The sequence below is a fragment of the Gracilibacillus lacisalsi DSM 19029 genome (assembly GCF_000377765.1).
GTDB classification, from domain to species: domain Bacteria; phylum Bacillota; class Bacilli; order Bacillales; family Amphibacillaceae; genus Gracilibacillus; species Gracilibacillus lacisalsi.
The window spans coordinates 1-20,460 of the sequence record NZ_KB898686.1 but is presented as its reverse complement, the minus strand read 5'-3'; the positions used below and the strand labels follow the sequence as shown (position 1 = coordinate 20,460).

The following is a 20,460-nucleotide window of genomic DNA, read 5'->3' as shown; positions in this document are numbered from 1 at the left end:
GTTAGGAGCTGACAACAATGCCAAAAATTAAAGATAAACCAGTTGCAATGGGGAGGCATATCATAGGCATATATGTATTATCCTTTGTACTATTAATCTTTCTCTTTTATTTCCATTGGATTATTGGTGCCGTGATGACTGTTCTGTTTTCTGTATCATTGTACTACAGTATCGAACGGGAAAAGCAACTGGTGGACCAAACAGAGGCATATATATCAACACTTTCTTATCGTGTCAAAAAAGTCGGCGAAGAAGCCCTATTAGAAATGCCGATAGGGATTATATTATACGGAGACGATTATCAGATAGAGTGGGCAAATCCTTATATGAATCAGTTTACTGAAACAGACTCATTAATCGGTGATAATCTTGACGTCTTATCGGACGATATTTCTTCTTATTTGAAAGATGATAAGGAAACATTTTGGCTAACGATTGATCAATATGATTTACAAGTATATAACAAGAAAGAAGAAAAATTATTATACTTGTTTGACCGAACGAAACAAACAGAGCTACACACGCTATACCAGAATGAAAAAACAGTACTAGGTATTATTTTTCTAGATAACTACGAAGAAATAACACAAAACATGGATGATACAGCCAAAAGTCAAATTAATTCACAGGTTACATCTATTCTTAACAATTGGTCGAATGAACATGAGATCTATTTAAAACGAACATCACAAGAGCGATTTATGGCGGTGATGAATCAGAAGATCTTGGCTGACTTAGAAAAATCGAAATTTGAAATTTTAGATGAAGTTCGTGAATTAATTACCGATAAAAATGTACCATTAACCCTAAGTATTGGAATCGGGTTAGGAAGTGAAGGATTACCAGGCTTGGGTGAGCTAACACAATCGAGTCTTGACTTAGCGCTTGGCCGAGGTGGAGATCAGGTTGTTATTAAAGATGATAACACTGGAAAAGTTCGTTTTTATGGTGGTAAAACAAACCCAATGGAGAAGCGAACGAGAGTAAGAGCAAGGGTTATTTCTCACGCCTTAAAAGAATTAGTCAAAGAAAGCGACCAAATTTTAGTGATGGGGCATAAAGCTCCTGATATGGATTCAATTGGTGCGTCGATCGGTGTGTTAAAAATAGCACAAGCGAACGATGTAGAAGGGTTTATTGTCTTAGATGAGGATGATATTAATACAGGGGTACAGCGACTAGTAGATGAAATGAAAGACAGCGAGGAATTGTGGTCCCATTTTATTGACCCTGATTCGGCATTAGATATCGTAACGAAAGACACCCTTTTAGTAGTAGTGGATACGCATAAACCTTCCTTGGTGCAAGAGGAAAAGTTAGTCCATAAAACAGAACATGTGGTAGTGATTGACCACCATCGTCGAGGCGAAGAGTTTGTTGATCATCCTACTCTGGTTTATATGGAACCATATGCATCGTCGACATCAGAACTAGTAACAGAATTGTTGGAATATCAGCCTAGTAAGCTTTCTTTAAATATGTTAGAATCGACAGCATTATTAGCAGGTATTATTGTAGATACGAACAGCTTCACCTTACGAACAGGGTCGAGAACTTTTGATGCGGCATCCTATTTACGATCCAAAGGTGCGGATACCGTATTAGTCCAGAAATTCTTAAAAGAAGATTTGGATATTTACGTCAAACGAAGCAGATTAATTGAAAATACGAATATTTATCGTGGTAATATTGCAATATCTGTAGGGAACTCAAGAGAGAGATATGGTCCTGTCATTATCGCTCAAGCTGCAGATACCTTATTAATGATGACTGGAGTTGAGGCGTCCTTTGTGATTTCAGAACGAGAAGATGGCCGTATTGGTATCAGTGCCAGGTCACTTGGAGATGTCAATGTCCAGGTTATTATGGAAAAAATGAATGGTGGCGGTCATTTGACGAACGCTGCTACACAATTAGATGATATGGCAGTAATCGATGCCTATGAATGGTTGAAAGAAATTATAGATGAGTATTATGAAGGAGGAGAAACAGAATGAAAGTCATTTTTACCCAAGATGTAAAAGGTAAAGGAAAAAAAGGGGAAGTAAAAAATGTTTCCGATGGATATGCTCGCAATTACTTGCTGAAAAATAACTTAGCAATCGAGGCAAATCAAGCAAATATGAAGGCACTAAACGCAAAGAAGAATAAAGAGAAGCAATTGGAACAGCAAGAAGTAGAAGAAGCAGAGCAATTAAAAGAAAAATTAGCTAATATAGAAGTGAAAGTAACAGCAAAATCTGGTGAAGGCGGCCGTTTATTTGGTTCGATTACAAGTAAACAAATTGCGGAAACCTTAAAGAAAGATCATCAAATAAAAATGGACAAGCGTAAAATTGAATTAGATCAACCAATTCGTTCATTAGGTTATACAAACGTACCGGTCAAAATCCACCCAGAAGTAACAGGTACGATAAGAGTTCATGTTGTAGAAGCATAACACAATGGGAAGTTTTTCTTACTTCCCATTTTCTTAAGTAAAGAACTCGGATCATAGTGATATATGGCGGACATTTAGTACGTTATTTCCTAGAATAATGTTCCATTTTAGGTGTTGGCGGACATATAATCCCTTATTTAACGAAATGAACTGGAAAACAGCCTTATTTTGAATGAATAACGGAATAGATGTCCACTAACATCCTAAAAACGTTCATTTTGTCACAAATAGCGGAATGAATGTCCACTTTTTGTAGGAAAGGGGGCAATGAGATGGCGGAAATGATCCAAGGGCGCACACCGCCTCATAATATAGAAGCAGAACAAGCGGTACTTGGTGCCATTTTTCTAGATCCGGATGCTATTTCCAGCGCTTCGGAAATATTAATCCCGGAAGATTTTTATCGTGCAAGTCATCAGCTTATTTACCGCGTGATGTTAGAGCTGTCAGATAAAGGAGAACCGATAGATATTGTCACTGCTACAACAGTTTTGGCGAATAATCAACAGCTAGATGACGTTGGCGGTGTCTCTTATTTAAGTGATTTAGCAAATGCTGTACCTACAGCAGCGAATATTACTTATTATTGTAAAATTGTCGAAGAGAAGTCGATCCTTAGAAGACTGATTCGAACAGCAACCGATATTGTAACAGACAGTTATTCGAAAGAAGACGAAGTAGAAGAAGTGTTGAATGAGTCTGAAAAGCGAATATTAGAAGTATCGAATCGAAAAAATGCTTCTTCATTTAAAAATATTAAAGATGTTTTAATGGAAGTCTATGATAATATCGATCTATTGCACAAAAACCAAGGTGAAGTTACCGGTATTGCCACTGGCTTTCGTGACTTAGATCGTATTACATCGGGTTTCCAACGTAATGATCTTATCATTGTTGCTGCAAGACCGTCAGTTGGTAAAACAGCCTTTGCCTTAAATATTGCACAAAATGTAGCGATTAAAACAGAAGAAAATGTCGCTATTTTCAGTTTAGAGATGGGGGCAGATCAGCTGGTATCACGTATGCTCTGTGCAGAAGGTAATATTGATGCGCAACGTTTAAGAACTGGTACTTTAGAAGAAGAGGACTGGGGAAGATTATCGATGGCAATGGGTAGTTTATCCAATGCTGGTATTTTCATTGATGATACACCTGGTATTAGAGTAAGTGAAATTCGTTCCAAATGCCGTCGTTTAAAACAAGAACACGGCCTCGGGATGATTTTAATTGATTATTTGCAATTAATTCAAGGTAGTGCCGGTTCACAAGAAAACCGTCAACAAGAGGTATCGGAAATCTCTAGATCATTAAAGGGATTAGCAAGGGAGTTAAATGTGCCATTAATCGCTTTATCACAGTTATCTCGTGGAGTTGAATCCCGTCAGGATAAACGACCAATGATGTCCGACTTACGTGAATCAGGGAGTATCGAGCAGGATGCCGATATCGTAGGCTTCTTATACCGTGATGATTACTATGATAAGGAATCTGAAAAACAAAATATTATTGAAATTATTATAGCTAAACAACGTAACGGTCCAGTTGGAAACGTCGAACTAGCCTTTGTAAAAGAATATAATAAATTCGTAGATTTAGATCATCGCTATCAAGACAGCGATATACCACCAGGGTAAGGATATTCCATCCTTATCCTTTTTTAGTTAGATAAGCATATAATCCCGGGTACCACCGTATTTTTGAACTATGATAAGTGAAATTTGAGGATAATCCAAGATGCTTGATCTGACATTTGTTGTAGAGCAGATCTTAGCGAAGGCCGTCCACTTCCACTCCTGTGGGAATTGTTTGGTCTGAAAAAGTTAAACCCCACGGAAAGGGAAGTGGGCAGCCGGAGTGGGGGTAATACGATCGATATATTTCAAAATGGCTACTATAACAATAGCAGACCCACTTAGTATTTAGTGATAAGTACTGAGTCGTCGTTACTCATTGATATCCTCAAATATTCAGACTGGTTGGTATAGTCAGAATATCCAATGTTCATAATAGAGTATGGGTTTTAGCAATTTGATTTTCACGAACAATAATAATAAAAACATCATAAATGTTCGTAATTAAATTGACATTGCGCGGTAAGATTGGTAGAATTAGTTCGGAATCAATAAATTGATAAGGCGGAGGTGCCGTTTATGTCTTCAGTAGTCGTTGTAGGTACACAATGGGGAGACGAAGGAAAAGGGAAAATTACAGACTTTCTTTCACAAAACGCAGAGGTAGTAGCACGTTATCAAGGTGGAAATAACGCAGGTCATACCATAAAATTTGATGGTATTACATATAAACTACACTTAATACCTTCAGGGATATTCTTTAAAGACAAAACTTGTGTATTAGGTAATGGTATGGTTATCGATCCAAAAGCAATGGTTGAGGAATTAAAATATTTACATGACAAAGATGTTAGCACAGATAATTTACGTATTAGTAATCGTGCACATGTCATCTTGCCATATCACTTAAAATTAGATATTTTACAGGAAGAAGATAAAGGTGCAAATAAAATCGGTACAACACGTAAAGGAATTGGGCCAGCTTATATGGATAAAGCGGCTCGAGTTGGAATTCGTATTGCTGATTTATTGGACAAAGATGCCTTCCGTGAAAAATTAGAAAGCAACTTAAAAGAGAAAAATCGTCTTTTCGAAAAAGTATATGAAACAGACAGAATAGAAGTAGAAGATATATTAGATGAGTATTATGAATATGGTCAGCAATTGAAAAAATATGTGGCGGATACATCTGTTGTATTAAATGATGCATTAGATGAAGGACGTCGTGTGCTTTTTGAAGGTGCACAAGGGGTTATGCTTGATATTGACCAAGGTACGTATCCTTTTGTTACTTCATCCAACCCAATCGCTGGTGGTGTTACAATTGGTTCAGGTGTAGGTCCTTCGAAAATTGATCATGTAGTGGGTGTCTCCAAAGCCTATACAACTCGTGTTGGAGACGGTCCATTCCCAACAGAATTACATGATGAAATTGGCGATCAAATCCGTGAAGTTGGTAATGAATATGGTACAACAACAGGTCGTCCTCGTCGTGTAGGCTGGTTTGACAGTGTTGTCGTACGCCACGCTCGTCGTGTAAGTGGTATTACCGATTTATCCTTGAACTCAATTGATGTATTAACAGGTATTGAAACATTAAAAATTTGTACAGCTTACAAGTACAAAGGTGAAATCATGGAAGAATTCCCAGCTAGTTTAAAAGTACTGGCAGAATGTGAGCCTGTTTATGAGGAGCTACCAGGATGGACAGAAGATATCACTGGTGTGAAAAGCTTACATGAATTACCGGAAAATGCACGCCATTATTTAGAACGTATTTCCCAGTTAACAGGCATTCCATTGTCCGTTTTCTCTGTAGGACCAGATCGTTCGCAAACAAATGTTGTTAGAAGCGTTTATAGTATTTAATCCAGCATAAAGCTTTAAGGTATAAACCCTTTTCACGGATGTGAAGAAGGGTTTATACTTTTTTTTATATGTAAGGAAAGTATATAAACATTGGTATCACCATTTTTATAAGCAAGTATAGCTATACATATGGAGTTGCTATTTGGGAATCATTAAGTACCAAAAATCACTAGTATAAAGTCAAAATGGTACTAAGCGTTCAATTAAGTACCAAAAATAGAAAACAAACTGTCAAAATGGTACTTAAAACAGGATTTAGTACCAAAATGAATTTTTTTTACTGTAATTTGGTACTAAATTATAAAACCTTATAATATCGCGTGTTAATGGGATAATAATCCGATTTTCTAGCGCGGATTTATATTGGAGAACAACACTTAGCGAAGGCTGGGTGGTTGGTTATATCACCTTTTGTTTAGTGGTGGTTTTCCAAGGATATAGATACACGATTTGTCATATTACTCAATAGAGAAAAGAAGGAATCATTCCTAGGTATATATTCCTATTGTTACAAGTCATGTAATATTTTGGCTTTTATTATACAGTTTTGTTACATTCTCTTTAAAAATGTTTAATGCTATTTGGTTTTATGGTAGATTGGGTAAGGTAGAAGATTTGAATTAAAGATAAATAGAGATTTAATAGAGTAGTTGGGGTTATAGGAGGAAGTTAGAATGCGATTAAATATGAAAGGATTCGTGAAACAACTGACGGTTGCTGGTGTTGTGGCATTAGGTCTTACGTCACAAGTTGTTTTGGCGGATGACGAAGAATTAAGCAAAGTCTATCATGTCTATGTAGATGGTGAGCACGTAGGAATTGTAGAAAACAAAGACATTGTAGAAGATTACATTGCGGAAACAATCTCTGATCACCAAGATGAGAATGATTTTACATATACTGTAAATGAAGAGATTGACTATGTTGCAGAGACCGTTTTTTCATCACAAGTAGATAATCAGGAAGTGCTAGATTATTTAGATGCAGAATTAACGGTAGTCGTTGAAGCACAAGCCTTATCGATTGATGATGAAGTTGTAGGTTATTTTGCTGAGAAAGACCTAGCAGAACAAGTCATCCAAGAATATAAAGAAAACTACGTTAGTGAAGACGTATTAGAAAAAATAGATAATGATTCAGAAGAAGAATCTGAACCACTATCTGTAGGGGAGTCTCATATTATAGACGTTTCACTAACCGAAGAGGTTTCAATAATAGATAAAAAAGTCTCAGAAGATGAAATCTTAACCGTTGAAGAAGGCATTACACTACTAGAAAAAGGTACACTGGAAAACAAAAAACATGTAGTGGATGATGGTGATGTTTTAGGAAGTATTGCTAGTGAGTATGATCTTTCACTAGATGAGTTACTAGAACTTAACTCAGATCTAACAGAAGATTCTTTAATCAAAGTCGGTGATGAATTAAACGTAACAGCATATGAACCATTTGTAGAAGTTGTTGTTACGGAAGAGAAACTCGATGAAGAAGAAATCGCCTATGAAACAGAAGTAGAAGAGTCAGAAGATATGTATAAAGGCGAAGAAGAAGTGAAACAAGAAGGCGAGAACGGAACCGTTGAAACCCATTACCAAATCAAAAAAGTTAACGGTAAAACAGTAGACACGGAAGTATTAGATGAAAATGTAACGAAAGAGCCGACAAACAAAGTAATTGTCAAAGGTACGAAGGTAGTTTCATCTCGCGGTACTGGTGATTTCAACTGGCCGGCAGTCGGAGGTTATATATCAAGCCATCAGGGAGAACGTTGGGGTTCTTTCCATAAAGGAATCGACATTGCTGGTGTAAGTGACCGCTCGATTTTAGCAGCTGATAACGGAACCGTTACTTCTGCCGGATGGGATAATGGAGGTTATGGTAACAAAGTTGTCATTGACCATAACAACGGTTATCGTACGATTTACGCTCACTTATCATCGATCGATGTCTCATCTGGTCAGACAGTTGAACAAGGTCAAAAGATCGGTGTGATGGGGGATACTGGTTTTTCAACAGGTATCCATTTACACTTTGAAATTTATAAAGACGGTTCGTTAGAAAACCCAGCAGACTACTATTAAACACTTATTTAAAATATACCCAAAATTAGATAGTATCAAACCCTTGTTACCGTAACGTAACAAGGGTTTTTTGCGAATAGAGCAGAATCATTTTGATTAGATATAGTAGCGATAAGACATTTTTGTTAATATCGGTTAGAATAGAACGTAAGGAAAAATTTAATGAAAAAAGGACGTGCTTTTTATGAGTCAAAAAATATTAGTAGTAGATGACGAAAAGCCAATTGCAGATATATTAAAATTCAACTTAGAAAAAGAAGGCTATGAAGTATTGTGTGCCTATGATGGAGAAGAAGCAATCGAACTTGCGACCAATGAGGATCCTGATTTAATATTGCTCGATATTATGTTACCGAAAAAAGATGGTAATGAAGTATGTCGGGAAGTAAGAAAAACCCATAGTATGCCAATTATCATGCTTACTGCAAAAGATGCAGAGATTGATAAAGTGCTTGGCCTTGAACTTGGAGCAGATGATTATGTAACGAAACCTTTCAGTAACAGAGAGTTAATTGCTAGGGTGAAGGCTAATCTAAGGCGCCTGGAAGTGGAACCTGCCAACCAAAAAAACGAATCGAAAGATATTGCGATCGGTTCCTTGGTGATACATCCGGATGCATATACGGTTACAAGAGATGGCGAATATATAGAGCTTACACATCGAGAATTTGAGTTACTCCATTATCTTGCTCGTCATATTGGTCAAGTAATGACGAGAGAGCATTTATTAGAGACTGTCTGGGGTTATGACTATTATGGTGATGTAAGAACGGTCGATGTAACAGTAAGAAGGCTGAGAGAGAAAATTGAAGATAATCCGAGTAATCCATTGTGGATCGTAACAAGAAGAGGTGTCGGATATTATTTGCGAAATCCTGAACAGGGGTAATGTTGCATGAATAAAGTGAGTTTTTTTCAATCGATTCGGTTAAAAATTATTGTCATACTTAGTTTATTTCTATTATTGGCAATTCAGGTGATTGGTACGTATTTTGGCCAACAATTAGAGAGTAGTCTTTTAAAAAGTCACAAAGAAAACGTGGAAGATCGACTACAGGTATTGGAAACTAATTTAGTGGAAGCTTTTCGTGAAGAGCGATCAGATGATGGAGAAGGACGAACATTACAAGAAGACGTTCAAGATATCACAGCCCGATATGGCGGTTATTCGAATAGATACTCTAGCGAAATTTTCACTGAACTGCAAGTGATTGATTCACAATTCCGCGTTTTAGGTTCCAACAAATTTGATATGGTCGGGAAAAAAATCTCCGGAAACAGTGATATTCGTCTTGCCTTAGTGCATGGGCAATCAGACAATGGTGAAATCAAAAGAAAAGAAGGAACATCAGATCGCGTATATGTTCGCACATTACCGATTATGGATGGCGATGTAGCGGTTGGTGTTATTTATTCCGAAGCTTCCGTAGAGGAAGTCTATGAACAATTACAGGAGATAAATGAAATTTTCTTAAATGGGACGATACTCGCCATTATCGTATCGATTATCATAGGAGTTCTAGTAGCAAGAACGATTACTAAGCCTATTACGGAAATGCGGAAACAAGCAATGGGAATGGCCAGAGGGGATTTCTCGAAGAAAGTAAATGTCTATGGTCAGGATGAGATTGGCCAATTAGCAACTACCTTTAATGATATGAATGACCGATTAAAACTCGCAAATCAAACGACAGAAGAAGAGCGGCGAAAATTAAGCTCTGTACTTTCCAATATGTCGGATGGAGTTATCGCGACCGATGAGAAAGGGAACATAACGTTAATGAATGACCCTGCCACACACTTAATTGGTGTGTCTTTACATGAAGCTAAGGGCCAGCCTATTTCGGAGATATTGCAGATTGAAGATAAAGTAGTGGATGTAAAGGAATTAGAAGAAGTAGGTTCTTTAACAGTCGACTTTAGTGATGAAGAACAACTCTTTTTAATTAAAGCAAACTTTTCGATTGTACAAGATGAAGATGGCAACTTTATGGGATTAATCACGGTGATTAGTGATGTAACTGAACAGGAGAAAGTAGACAGAGAACGTAAGGAATTTGTCTCCAATGTGTCACACGAATTACGAACACCGTTAACAACGATGAGAAGTTATCTAGAAGCATTAACAGATGGTGGTGCATGGGAAGACAAAGAACTAGCACCACGATTCTTACAAGTTACCCAAAATGAGACGGAACGAATGATTCGTTTAGTTAATGATTTATTGCAATTGTCTAAGATGGATCATAAAGAAAGTGCCATGTACAAGAAGAGAATTGACATTATTCCGGTATTCCACCATATTTTGGACCGGTTCGAAATGAATAAGACAGAATTAATACATTTTGAGCGTAAAATTCCTGATGAGCGTATTTTTGTTTGGGTAGACCAAGATAAAATTACCCAAGTAACAGATAATATTATGTCTAATGCGATCAAGTATTCTCCAGAAGGTGGAAAAATAACCTTCCAGGTGGTTAAGGAACCTCATCGTCTGCGAATTAGTATTAGTGATCAGGGGTTAGGGATTGCCAGAGAAAAAGTCGACAAGATTTTTGAACGTTTTTACCGTGTTGATAAGGCACGTTCAAGAGAATTAGGCGGAACTGGCTTAGGGCTTGCTATTTCCAAGGAAATAATTGAAGCACACCATGGGCAAATTTGGGCTTCCAGTAAAGAAGGAAAAGGAACTACCATATATTTTACGCTACCGCTCACGAAAAGAAAGCGAGGTAGTAAAAAATGAGAATAGATTTTGAGCTCGTAAAAACGATATTACTCGTTTTCTTAGTTTCATTAAGCCTATTATTAACGTTCGGTATATGGACTTATCAAGGGGACTATGAATCATCTAGCAGTAGTTCTGCAACAGATGCAGAGTTAAATGGGGAAGAAGAAACCAAGAAAAATTTAGTACAGCCATCACAAATTGTTATGCATGATGGTAATGCTCTATTAGGATTCAGTGATAGTCAAGATGAATTAGAAGTGTTTCAAGATATATCACAATGGGCGTTGTATGATTTTGATATTATTCCAGAAGATGAGGATATTGAAATAGATGAATCATCTCACGTGATAGAGCTTATTTTCCCTACTTCGATCCCAGCTTCATTGATCAATGAAGTTTTTACAACAGATGATAGTATGTTATATGATAGCAAATTTAAGCGTGTTTATATCTATGCTGATGAAAATCAATCCAGTCAACAGGTCATATTTAAAAATCGGGAACAAGATGGTATTAGTATTCGGGCAAGTGTGCAAAACTTGACCCAGGTTGTGGAATATTACAATCGTCTTTCATTGGTTTATGACCTGATTCCGTTCCTGGAAGTAGAGCTTGCAAATAACAGTTCCGTATATATAACGGAGGGCGAGGTCAATATTGCAGGGAAACAATTCCGTTATGAGACCATTGATCCGGAAACGACGAATTTTCGAACGATCTTTTTCCGTAGACCATCTACGATTGTCAATACACGAAATGCAGAGGGAAACCAAGTATTAGGTGATAATCAGCGGGAGGTCGTTCTTAACGGTTATGCCATGGAATATACGAACTTTTATCCATCAGAAAACCAGCAAGAAGAACAGGAGTCTTCGTTTGAAAGAACAGCAAATACAGGTGATTTCTTGATCTCCAGTTCGATAGAATATATCAATTCACATAAGGGATGGCTTACTGGTCAAGGAATTCAATACCGCTTGTTTAACTTAAGTGAAGTCTCGAATAAGGTTGATTACCGAATGGTGCTCGAAAATTACCCGGTATTTTCAAGGGGAAATGAAGGATTGTCAATGATGTCGGTTATGTACAAGAATCTAGATGAATATCAATATGTTCGACCTTTAGTACAATTAACGAAACCATATGACCGGGGACAGACTGATTTAATGTCTGGCCAAGAATTGTATGACTATCTTCACCAAACAAATCGTATTTCATTTAATCAGATAATTGATATTCAACTAGGGTATCGAATGGAACAACAAGGACAAGTTTTTGATTTTATTCCAACATGGTGTATTCAAACTTATGCAGGTTGGGAGTATATAACAACGGAAGCTAATGCTGTTACCCAAGGAGGAGAGACAAATGCAATGGGGCCAAATTAAAACGCTGTTCATTCTTTGTTTTCTTATCCTTGATATTTTCCTGTTACATCACTTTATTACTTATTCTAATACCAATTTTGAACCTATTGATAATGTTTCAATGGAGGACGATGTTCGAAATAATGTCAATGGAATTAATAATTTACCAGAAGAGTCTCCTGCTGAAGAAGCTATGTTATATGCAGAACGAAAAGAGTTTTCCGATACAGAGTTAACCGAAATTGAAGAGCTTCCGAATCAGACAAGCGTTATTATTGATAGACATTTAATAATATCTGAATTTGATAAGCCTTTAGCGGTTAATGTTGAGGAAGACGTGGAAGCTTTGGCAGAAAATATATGGAACTTTAATCAATACCGATACTTTGATAAAGATGAAGCTTCTAATACCTATATTTTCTTTCAGGAGATAGACCGCCCGATTTATTTCAATCCTAGTGGCGTACTCTTGGTACAAGTTAATGACAAGGAAGAAGTGACAAGGTATGTTCAAACGATACTGGAAAAAGCAGAGGACCAACAAGAACCAGAGGAAATAAATTCACCTATGGATGCTTTAACCGGATTGTATCTCAGAAACGGTTTTATTAGGTCTGGAGATGAAATCACAGCTGAAGTGGAATTAGGTTATCATAACTTATTGCCTTTACCAAACGGTGTGCAATTACTTGCACCTACTTGGGAATTTGAAGTAAATGGAGAACGCCATTATTATGTGAATGCCATTGAAGGCCATTTAACTTCTAGAAATGATGAAGATTTTATCCAAGAAATGAAGACCCAAATTAGTGACTACTTCGCAGAGGGTAGTACAGCGGAATTTGAAGTTACAGATGAAGAATGGGAAGAAGAAGATATAGAGTTATTACTAGAACAACTTTTAGAAATTCAAGAAGAAACAACAAATGGAGTGGAGTAAGATGACGTTACATTTTAGTGTACTAGCATCTGGCAGTACGGGGAATGCTTTTTATATCGGAACAGAAAAAGAGAAAATATTAGTGGATGCAGGCTTAAGTGGAAAAGAAATGACTCGCTTATTCTCAGAGATCAATGTGGATCCCAACAGTCTTTCCAAAATATTAGTAACGCATGAACATAGTGATCATATTAAAGGGCTAGGAATCTTTGCTAGAAAGTATGATTTACCGATTTACGCCAATGAAAAGACATGGAAAGCGATGGACAGTGCTATTGGTAAAATTGAACTCGATCAGAAATTTGTATTCAAAATGGAAGAGACTAAAACCTTTGGTGATATAGATGTAGAATCTTTCGCTGTGTCCCATGATGCAGCAGAACCAATGTTTTACACCTTCCACCATAATGGCAAAAAAGTAGCACTTGTAACGGATCTTGGCTATGTCTCAGAACGAATAAAGAAAACCGTACAAGGAGCAGATGCGCTGATTTTTGAAGCAAATCATGATGTGGAAATGCTACGAATGGGTCGTTATCCATGGAGTGTGAAAAGGCGAATTTTAGGAGACAGTGGTCATGTTTCTAATGAGGACTGTGCTGTAGCTCTAAAAGATATTATTGATAATGAAACTAAACGTATTTATTTAGCACATTTAAGCAAAGATAATAATATGAAGGATTTAGCGAGAATGTCAGTAGAGAATGGTTTAAATGAATATGGTTTTACGGTGGGGGATCACGTAACACTTCATGATACTGATCCGAAATCACCGACACCTATTTATGAAGTAGTTTAAATCAAGAAAGAAGGTGAAGTAATGGGCTATTATGATGACCATTACATATCGAAGAAACCACCAAAGAAAAGAAATTGGCTGACACCTTTTGTTATTGGCTTGGTTTTAGGTGCTTTTCTGTTTGCTGTCTTATTGCCATCGTTAGTCCAAAATAATCTTTTACCATATCAAATCATGATCAGTGATGAGACAACATCCAATCAACATCAAACAGACAATCGTGCAGGAGATAATATTGAGCCTTCAGACATTCGCAATGTGCAGGTGGACATCTCCACCAGAATCTCCGAAATAGTAGGGGAAGTATCACCAGCTGTTGTAGGTGTCATTAATGTGCAAGATCAGACTGATTTTTGGCAACAGGAAGATTCCGGTGAAGCAGGAACAGGCTCTGGTGTGATTTATAAAATTGAAAATGACTCCGCATTTATTGTTACCAATCATCATGTGATTCAAGGGTCCAGTCAAGTAGAAATCGTCTTACCAGATGAAACACAAGTAGAAGCTACCCTTGTTGGAAGTGATTTGTATACCGATTTAGCTGTGATTGAGATGGATGCTAACTATGCAGAAAAAGTCATTGAAATCGGCCGATCAGAAGATGTCCATGTCGGAGAACCAGCGATTGCCATTGGTAATCCATTAGGCTTGCATTTGTCTGGTTCTGTTACACAAGGTATCATTAGTGGAAAACAACGAGCGATTCCACAAGATTTCAATATGGATGGAAGGGCAGATTGGCAAGCGGAAGTTATCCAAACAGATGCTGCCATTAACCCTGGTAATAGCGGTGGAGCTTTGCTAAATATGGAAGGGCAGCTAATTGGTATTAACTCGATGAAAATTGCAGAATCTGCAGTCGAAGGGATCGGCTTTGCGATTCCAGTAGATGATGTGATTCCCGTCATTGAAGAGTTAGAACAAAATGGAGAAATCATGAGAGCTTACTTAGGCGTGGAAGCATACTCGTTAAATGATATCGCAAGAGTTGAATGGGAACGCAGCTTGAATCTGCCTGATCATGTCGAAGGTGGTATCTATATTCGTAGTGTGGAACCAATGTCTCCAGCTGATCATGGTGACTTAGAATCATACGATGTGATTACCGAACTTGATGGAGAGCCGATTCAGGATATTGTAGATTTACGCAAACACCTCTATTCGGAAAAATCAGTCGGGGATCAATTAACGATTACCTACTATCGTGATGGAGAAGAGCTGGAAACAACGGTAGAACTGACGTCATTATCGTATTAAACAGATGTGGATAAGAACTTTCAACAGTTTTTATCCACATTTTTTGTAGGTTATTCACATACTGTGGATATAATTCTGGATAAATGTCCATATATGGTGTAGAACATAAATTCTTATACGATATATACAAGAAAATTGTGAGTATGTTAATAATTTTGTGGATAAACTGTTTGTATGGCTGTTCAGATGTGAATAAGTGATAAAATTCGTACATTGTGAACAAAATTGTGGATAAATAACAGGATATAGATTGATTTTAGATGGATAAGATAGTATCTTTTAGGAAGTACGAACTTATAGAAATGATAGGGGAGAGTCTATTTATGTATCAAGAACCAATTTTCCTTCAACCGATTTTTCAGGAACGAATATGGGGCGGTCAGAAGTTACATACAGAGTTTCATTACACGATTCCTTACGAACAAACTGGTGAGGCATGGGCAATATCTGCTCATGAGAATGGACCAAGTAAAATTATCAATGGCCCTTTAAAAGATCAAACACTTTTAGATGCATGGAATCAGCATGGCGAATTATTTAACAAGCCTGTGGATAACCAGGAAGCTTATCCACTGTTAATCAAAATTTTGGATGCAAACGACAACCTTTCTGTTCAAGTTCACCCTGATGATCAATATGCAAGAGAAGTAGCGAATGAAGCATATGGTAAAACTGAATGCTGGTACGTATTAAGTGCAGAAGAAGATGCCGAATTAATCATCGGTCACCATGCTCAAACAAGAGAAGAATTAGAAAAGCTGATTGATGAGGGCAAGTGGGATGATTTATTACGCCGTGTTAAAGTAAAAGCAGGCGATTTCGTCTATGTACCAAGTGGAACGATCCATGCCATTGGTAAAGGAATCGTTATTTTAGAAACACAGCAAAGCTCTGATATTACCTATCGCGTTTATGACTATGATCGGACAGATGCAGCCGGTAATACAAGAGAATTACATTTAAAAGAAGCGAAAGAAGTAACGAGTGTTCCACATGAAACACCGCAATTAATCCAAGAAGTTGTGGATAAACAAGGATTAACGGAGAAAAAGCTAGTAGAAGAAAAGTATTTCACGGTTTATCATTGGGATTTACATGGCGAAGCAGAGCTGGAAAGAACGGCAGACTTTGTGCAAGTTAGTATGGTAGAGGGAGAAGCTACTATTACGACAGGTAACCAAACATACGATATTAAAAAAGGTGATCACTTTATTATTCCGGCTACGATTCAGCAATATAAATTAGCTGGTAATGCAACGTTTATTGTTTCGCATACGACTTGATCAATAAATTCTATAGAGCAAATTAAATCGACAAGCCCTCATCTGAGAATAACTCTGATGAGGGCTGTTATGTTTATATGTTAATTTGCTGCGCGTTCTACTTGTTCCTGTAATTGATTAATATTTACACTAATATGTCTGCCATATAATAATAACTCTAGAATGGTTTTGGCATGATGGTTTGCTAATTGGCTGTTAATATCTTGGAAAACTAAGTCCAGTTCTCTTATAAGTGCGATTGCTGAGTTATTATATAAATAAACATCAAAAAAACGTTCATTATTAAACAAAGCATTTTCTAAATAGGGACGAAACCTGTTTATAATAGTAGGGATATTGCTATTCAATCTTCTAACGCCATCCCTTACTCCATTAATCCTTGAGGCAAGGGTATCGATAGGCTCTAAAGTATTCTTGACTGTATTTCTCACTTTATCATCGAAGTCGGTAAACGTACTTACTATCATACCTGGCAAACTTTGGCGAAGAAATATATTGGTTCCTTGTTTAATGGCAAAAGATAAACTTTCGATTGTAACTTCTAAACCTAAGAGTATGACGTTTATACCTTCGAGTACAGGAGTGAGAAGATTGTTCATTTTCGTTGAGAAATAGGTAAAAGATAAGTCCAATTGTATTTCTTTAATATCCAGTTTAGCTTCTAAGTACGGGGATGGTTCTAAGTTGTCAGTGTTAGCTTTTACGGAGATGAATACCTCTTTAATGTAGGAAATTTTATTTTGGATTGCATTTGCTAATTGTAAATCAGTTTTTTCGAAAGTATCTGCGGTGTCTTCGATTTGTTGTTGAAAAGTTTGTATCTGTGTAAGCAATATATCGTTATTATTCATCAAAATGTTAAAATGTTCCTGTAATTCGTTTACTACAGCGTCATGCCATTTTTCCATTCCTACATGAAAAAGCTTAGGAACTACGCTTGTTAAAATAAGGTGAGAGTTATCCATTAATTCATCAACATTACTACTTAATTGATTCAAAAAATTTCTTGCTTCATCCACCAATGAAGATACATCAACTTGACGGTTCATGATAAATTCCATCAATTCAGCTGGCGGGGAATTTAATAAGTAGTTAAGTGATTGTCCTTTGTCTTCAATTAGATCCAATAATCGATGCATATCATCAATACTCGCTTGAATAGAATTCCCCATCATTTCCATATCTTCACCAATTTGGGATTCAATAATCTGTTGGAGCCTGCGTTGGAGAATGTTAATTCTTGTGTGCCTTCTTTCTGCTTCATCATCAATAATCTCTTTCGAATTGCTAAGATATTCTGAAGCTCTTTCCAACCTATTAAAAACAGAATCATGTAGCCCATTGGCTAATGTATGTAATGCTTCTGGTGTAATTCGAATATTAGTTGATCCATCTCCATAAATTGGTTGCCCTGTCCATGCGCTAGTAACAATGTGCTCATCAGCTTTTACATGAATTTGACCAGATCCTGGACCACCATCTGGACGGATTTCATAATACTGCGTTCCCTCATCATTTCTTAAATAACCTGTATGGTTACTTCCGATCGTTCCAAATTTGCTCTCAGCAGTACCTGGTATACCATTATAAATTTCATGTTTTTTCCCTGGTACACGATCACCGAGCCCTAAGCTATCTAATGTCATATTTAATACATCGTATTGACCGATATAGTTGGTAATGTTGTCATAATCCTTATCCGTGTCTACTAAATGACCAGGTAATAAGGCCGGATTGTACGTTACAGACCTAACATTAGGATACTCAACCGCTATGGAATTGGCTAATGCCCCACCTAAGGAATTGCCTGTAACGGAATCAATGCCATACTGTTTATCCATATTTTCATAGTACTTTTTAGCAGCTGTTAATTGTGGTACATCTGTGCTGCTAAGTAAATAAGCATCCGTGAGCAAGTCTTCGAGTTGGTCTTTATCGGTGCCGACGTAAACGATCGTGTATTCTTGAGTGGATAGGTTTTGTACAGTTATGGCGTCGAGACCGGCAGTATCTTTATAATTAGTATTTACCACTTCATATTCAGTACCATTAATGTTTATATGATTTAATTCACGTTGTTCTATATACGCATGATAACCAGATAATTCCACAAGATCACTATCTGAAGTATATTTCTCAACCACTATCATCACCCTATTCTTTTATAATATCATTTGGATTAGCTCTTTTAAGACTATTATCTTTATTTCCAGTAGCAGTTGTTTTATCAATATAGTTATCGTGAAGGCTTATCCCGTACAAACCTTTAGGTATTCTCTCATCGTTATCAATTAGATTAATTAGATAATCAAAAGCTTCTTGGTTTGGCTCCACTCCATTTTCAGTCATATAAAGATCAATAGCTATTCGTATTTCATCTGGTTGAATTTCATCCCAATCCATCAGACTGTTCCATTCTTCTTTTGTACGATCGGGATTTTCCATATATTTATTCAAAAGCCCTTTGAAGTTTTCTGTCTTTCTTATGGCGACAAAATAATACTCATTACAAAATTTATCTGCACCAACAGGTATAGCTTCTTTATTTAGTCCTGTTAAGTTATATTCTTGATTCACTTCTTCAATTAAGTCTGTTAAATGTTGAAACTCTTTTTCCATCACCATTCCATATATTCCAGCCATAATGGCATTTTCTATTTGTCCTTCTTGTGACCACACTTGATCAACTAGAATTTCTTCTTCTTGTTTATTAATTGGAATAATGGCATAGGTATAAAAGTGTGGTTCTCCTACTGATTCCACAAATACGGTAGCACCATCCACATTGCCAACTATGTTATGTACGATGACTTCTGTGTTATATTCTTCATCAAAGAAACATTTCACTGCATTTTCAATGATTTCGCGGTTTTCATTTGCTATTTTATCTGTTTCTTTTCCGTTTCTTAACGTGTACTCTTCACCTGTGTATTCTTGCACAGGCATTAATACTTCTGGATTTTTTCCGTTTACTCCATTATCTATATCTTTTGTTTCGTTTTCTGATGCATCATTAAATTTCTCTAGCACTTCACCACATCCTCCTAAAATAAATAAACTGACAATCATGATGACTACTAAACTACTTTTTCTCACTTTTAACATTTTCCGCCTCCTCATCGAAGCTTACGCATTTTCATTATAAGAATAATGATATGTAAAACCAACTATTTATAATGAAATTTTTGGAAATGATTCGTTTTATCTATGCTAACAGATGGATTATATGGTAATTTATAACTATATATAGCATTTCGGGGGAGCCTTTTTGATAACTACAACATCCGTTAATGCTTCGCCTAAAAAATTTCCAATAGTGAATCAATTCCATACTGTTTATCCATATCTTCATAGTACTTTTTAGCAGCTGTTAATTGTGGTACATCCGTGCTGCCAAGTAAATAAGCATCAGTGAGCAAATCTTCGAGTTGATCTTTGTCGGTGCCGACGTAGACGATGGTGAATTCCTGAGTTGATAGGTTTTGTACAGTTATGGCGTCGAGGCCTGTAGAATGTCCGTAGTTAATATTAATTACTTTGTATACTGTCCCATTGACTTCTAATTGATCTTCTTCTCTAGACTCAATATATGCATGATAACCTGCTAATTGTACTAAATCACTGTCTTGAGTATATTTATCATTCTTTTTAATCACCTTATTCTTTAACAATATAATTTGGATGTCCCTTTTCTAAAGTATTATCCTTACTACCAGATGCAACTTTTTTATCAATATAATTATCATGAAGGCTTATTCCATATCGCCCCTTAGGTATATTATCAGCTTCTTCAATCTTGTCAATTAAATGATCAAAAGCTTCTTGATTAGGTTCAACATCTTTCTCTGCCATATAAAGATTAATCGCGATACTGATTCCATCTGGCTCTATTTTATTAAGTTGGATCGTTTCTTCCCATTCCTTACCTGAACGATTGGAATTTTTTAAGTACTCCCGATAAGCTCCCTCGAAATCTTTATCATCCCAAATCGTTACAAAATAATACTCATTACTAAATCTATTTGCTCCAACAGGTATAGCTTCTTTATTTAGTCCTGTTAAGTTATATTCTTGATTCACTTCTTCAATTAAGTCTGTTAAATGTTGAAACTCTTTTTCCAT

General features: G+C 36.6%; 16 protein-coding genes. 12 read left to right on the top strand and 4 right to left on the bottom strand.

Going from position 1 to position 20,460, the window contains the following annotated elements:
* Positions 1-17 precede the first annotated feature (17 nt).
* The 12 genes from D569_RS0120990 (at position 18) to manA (ending at position 16,338) form a co-directional block, all read left to right on the top strand.
* The gene (locus D569_RS0120990) at positions 18-1,997 is read left to right on the top strand and encodes a DHH family phosphoesterase (protein ID WP_018934407.1); all 1,980 of its coding nucleotides are present in this window, start codon (positions 18-20) and stop codon (positions 1,995-1,997) included.
* The gene (rplI, locus tag D569_RS0120985) at positions 1,994-2,440 is read left to right on the top strand and encodes a 50S ribosomal protein L9 (RefSeq protein ID WP_018934406.1); all 447 of its coding nucleotides are present in this window, start codon (positions 1,994-1,996) and stop codon (positions 2,438-2,440) included. The genes D569_RS0120990 and rplI overlap by 4 nt, the downstream gene beginning before the upstream one ends.
* A gap of 272 nt (positions 2,441-2,712) precedes the next feature.
* Entirely contained in the window at positions 2,713-4,074 is a 1,362-nt protein-coding gene (gene dnaB / locus D569_RS0120980; RefSeq protein ID WP_018934405.1) for a replicative DNA helicase, read from the top strand.
* A 516-nt stretch (positions 4,075-4,590) separates the two neighbouring features.
* Positions 4,591-5,880 (top strand): adenylosuccinate synthase, encoded by a 1,290-nt coding sequence (locus tag D569_RS0120975; RefSeq protein WP_018934404.1) that lies wholly within the window; start codon positions 4,591-4,593, stop codon positions 5,878-5,880.
* Positions 5,881-6,554: 674 nt separating this feature from the next.
* On the top strand, positions 6,555-7,961 hold the full coding sequence (locus tag D569_RS0120970; RefSeq protein WP_018934403.1) for a peptidoglycan DD-metalloendopeptidase family protein: 1,407 nt from the start codon (positions 6,555-6,557) through the stop codon (positions 7,959-7,961).
* A 184-nt stretch (positions 7,962-8,145) separates the two neighbouring features.
* Positions 8,146-8,850, top strand: a complete 705-nt coding sequence (gene yycF, locus D569_RS0120965; protein WP_018934402.1) for a response regulator YycF — start codon at positions 8,146-8,148, stop codon at positions 8,848-8,850.
* Between the two features lie 6 nt (positions 8,851-8,856).
* A complete protein-coding gene (gene walK, locus D569_RS0120960; protein ID WP_018934401.1) occupies positions 8,857-10,707 on the top strand; it encodes a cell wall metabolism sensor histidine kinase WalK in 1,851 nt (616 codons plus the stop codon).
* Complete coding sequence (locus tag D569_RS0120955) at positions 10,704-12,080, top strand: YycH family regulatory protein (RefSeq protein WP_018934400.1); 1,377 nt, start codon at positions 10,704-10,706, stop codon at positions 12,078-12,080. The genes walK and D569_RS0120955 overlap by 4 nt, the downstream gene beginning before the upstream one ends.
* On the top strand, positions 12,061-12,999 hold the full coding sequence (locus tag D569_RS0120950; RefSeq protein ID WP_018934399.1) for a two-component system regulatory protein YycI: 939 nt from the start codon (positions 12,061-12,063) through the stop codon (positions 12,997-12,999). The genes D569_RS0120955 and D569_RS0120950 overlap by 20 nt, the downstream gene beginning before the upstream one ends.
* Before the next feature lies 1 nt (position 13,000).
* Positions 13,001-13,798 carry an MBL fold metallo-hydrolase gene (locus D569_RS0120945; RefSeq protein ID WP_018934398.1) on the top strand — a complete coding sequence of 266 codons (798 nt, stop codon included), beginning with the start codon at positions 13,001-13,003 and terminating at the stop codon, positions 13,796-13,798.
* 21 nt (positions 13,799-13,819) lie between these two features.
* Entirely contained in the window at positions 13,820-15,055 is a 1,236-nt protein-coding gene (locus D569_RS0120940; protein WP_018934397.1) for a S1C family serine protease, read from the top strand.
* Positions 15,056-15,378: 323 nt separating this feature from the next.
* Positions 15,379-16,338, top strand: coding sequence for a mannose-6-phosphate isomerase, class I (gene manA, locus D569_RS0120935; protein ID WP_018934396.1), 960 nt, complete (start codon positions 15,379-15,381; stop codon positions 16,336-16,338).
* A gap of 80 nt (positions 16,339-16,418) precedes the next feature.
* On the opposite strand, the gene D569_RS0120930 is transcribed toward manA, so the two are convergent.
* The 4 genes from D569_RS0120930 to D569_RS0120915 all read right to left on the bottom strand — a co-directional run.
* Positions 16,419-18,482, bottom strand: coding sequence for an SA1320 family protein (locus D569_RS0120930; protein ID WP_018934395.1), 2,064 nt, complete (start codon positions 18,480-18,482; stop codon positions 16,419-16,421).
* Positions 18,483-18,492: 10 nt separating this feature from the next.
* Positions 18,493-19,443: a DUF1672 family protein gene (locus D569_RS0120925; RefSeq protein ID WP_018934394.1), complete on the bottom strand. Its 951-nt coding sequence runs from the start codon at positions 19,441-19,443 to the stop codon at positions 18,493-18,495.
* Positions 19,444-19,637: 194 nt separating this feature from the next.
* Positions 19,638-20,009 (bottom strand): hypothetical protein, encoded by a 372-nt coding sequence (locus D569_RS0120920; protein WP_018934393.1) that lies wholly within the window; start codon positions 20,007-20,009, stop codon positions 19,638-19,640.
* On the bottom strand, positions 19,996-20,460 hold a 465-nt coding region (locus tag D569_RS0120915), incomplete at its 5' end, for a DUF1672 family protein (protein ID WP_018934392.1). The genes D569_RS0120915 and D569_RS0120920, both read right to left, overlap by 14 nt.

Coding starts and splice junctions, on each gene's coding strand:
- D569_RS0120990 (WP_018934407.1), top strand. CDS start 18: ATGCCAAAAATTAAAGATAAACCAGTTGCAATGGGGAGGCATATCATA.
- D569_RS0120950 (WP_018934399.1), top strand. CDS start 12,061: ATGCAATGGGGCCAAATTAAAACGCTGTTCATTCTTTGTTTTCTTATC.
- D569_RS0120925 (WP_018934394.1), bottom strand. CDS start 19,443: ATGTTAAAAGTGAGAAAAAGTAGTTTAGTAGTCATCATGATTGTCAGT.
- D569_RS0120975 (WP_018934404.1), top strand. CDS start 4,591: ATGTCTTCAGTAGTCGTTGTAGGTACACAATGGGGAGACGAAGGAAAA.
- D569_RS0120945 (WP_018934398.1), top strand. CDS start 13,001: ATGACGTTACATTTTAGTGTACTAGCATCTGGCAGTACGGGGAATGCT.
- D569_RS0120970 (WP_018934403.1), top strand. CDS start 6,555: ATGCGATTAAATATGAAAGGATTCGTGAAACAACTGACGGTTGCTGGT.
- manA (WP_018934396.1), top strand. CDS start 15,379: ATGTATCAAGAACCAATTTTCCTTCAACCGATTTTTCAGGAACGAATA.
- dnaB (WP_018934405.1), top strand. CDS start 2,713: ATGGCGGAAATGATCCAAGGGCGCACACCGCCTCATAATATAGAAGCA.
- D569_RS0120940 (WP_018934397.1), top strand. CDS start 13,820: ATGGGCTATTATGATGACCATTACATATCGAAGAAACCACCAAAGAAA.
- yycF (WP_018934402.1), top strand. CDS start 8,146: ATGAGTCAAAAAATATTAGTAGTAGATGACGAAAAGCCAATTGCAGAT.
- rplI (WP_018934406.1), top strand. CDS start 1,994: ATGAAAGTCATTTTTACCCAAGATGTAAAAGGTAAAGGAAAAAAAGGG.
- walK (WP_018934401.1), top strand. CDS start 8,857: ATGAATAAAGTGAGTTTTTTTCAATCGATTCGGTTAAAAATTATTGTC.
- D569_RS0120955 (WP_018934400.1), top strand. CDS start 10,704: ATGAGAATAGATTTTGAGCTCGTAAAAACGATATTACTCGTTTTCTTA.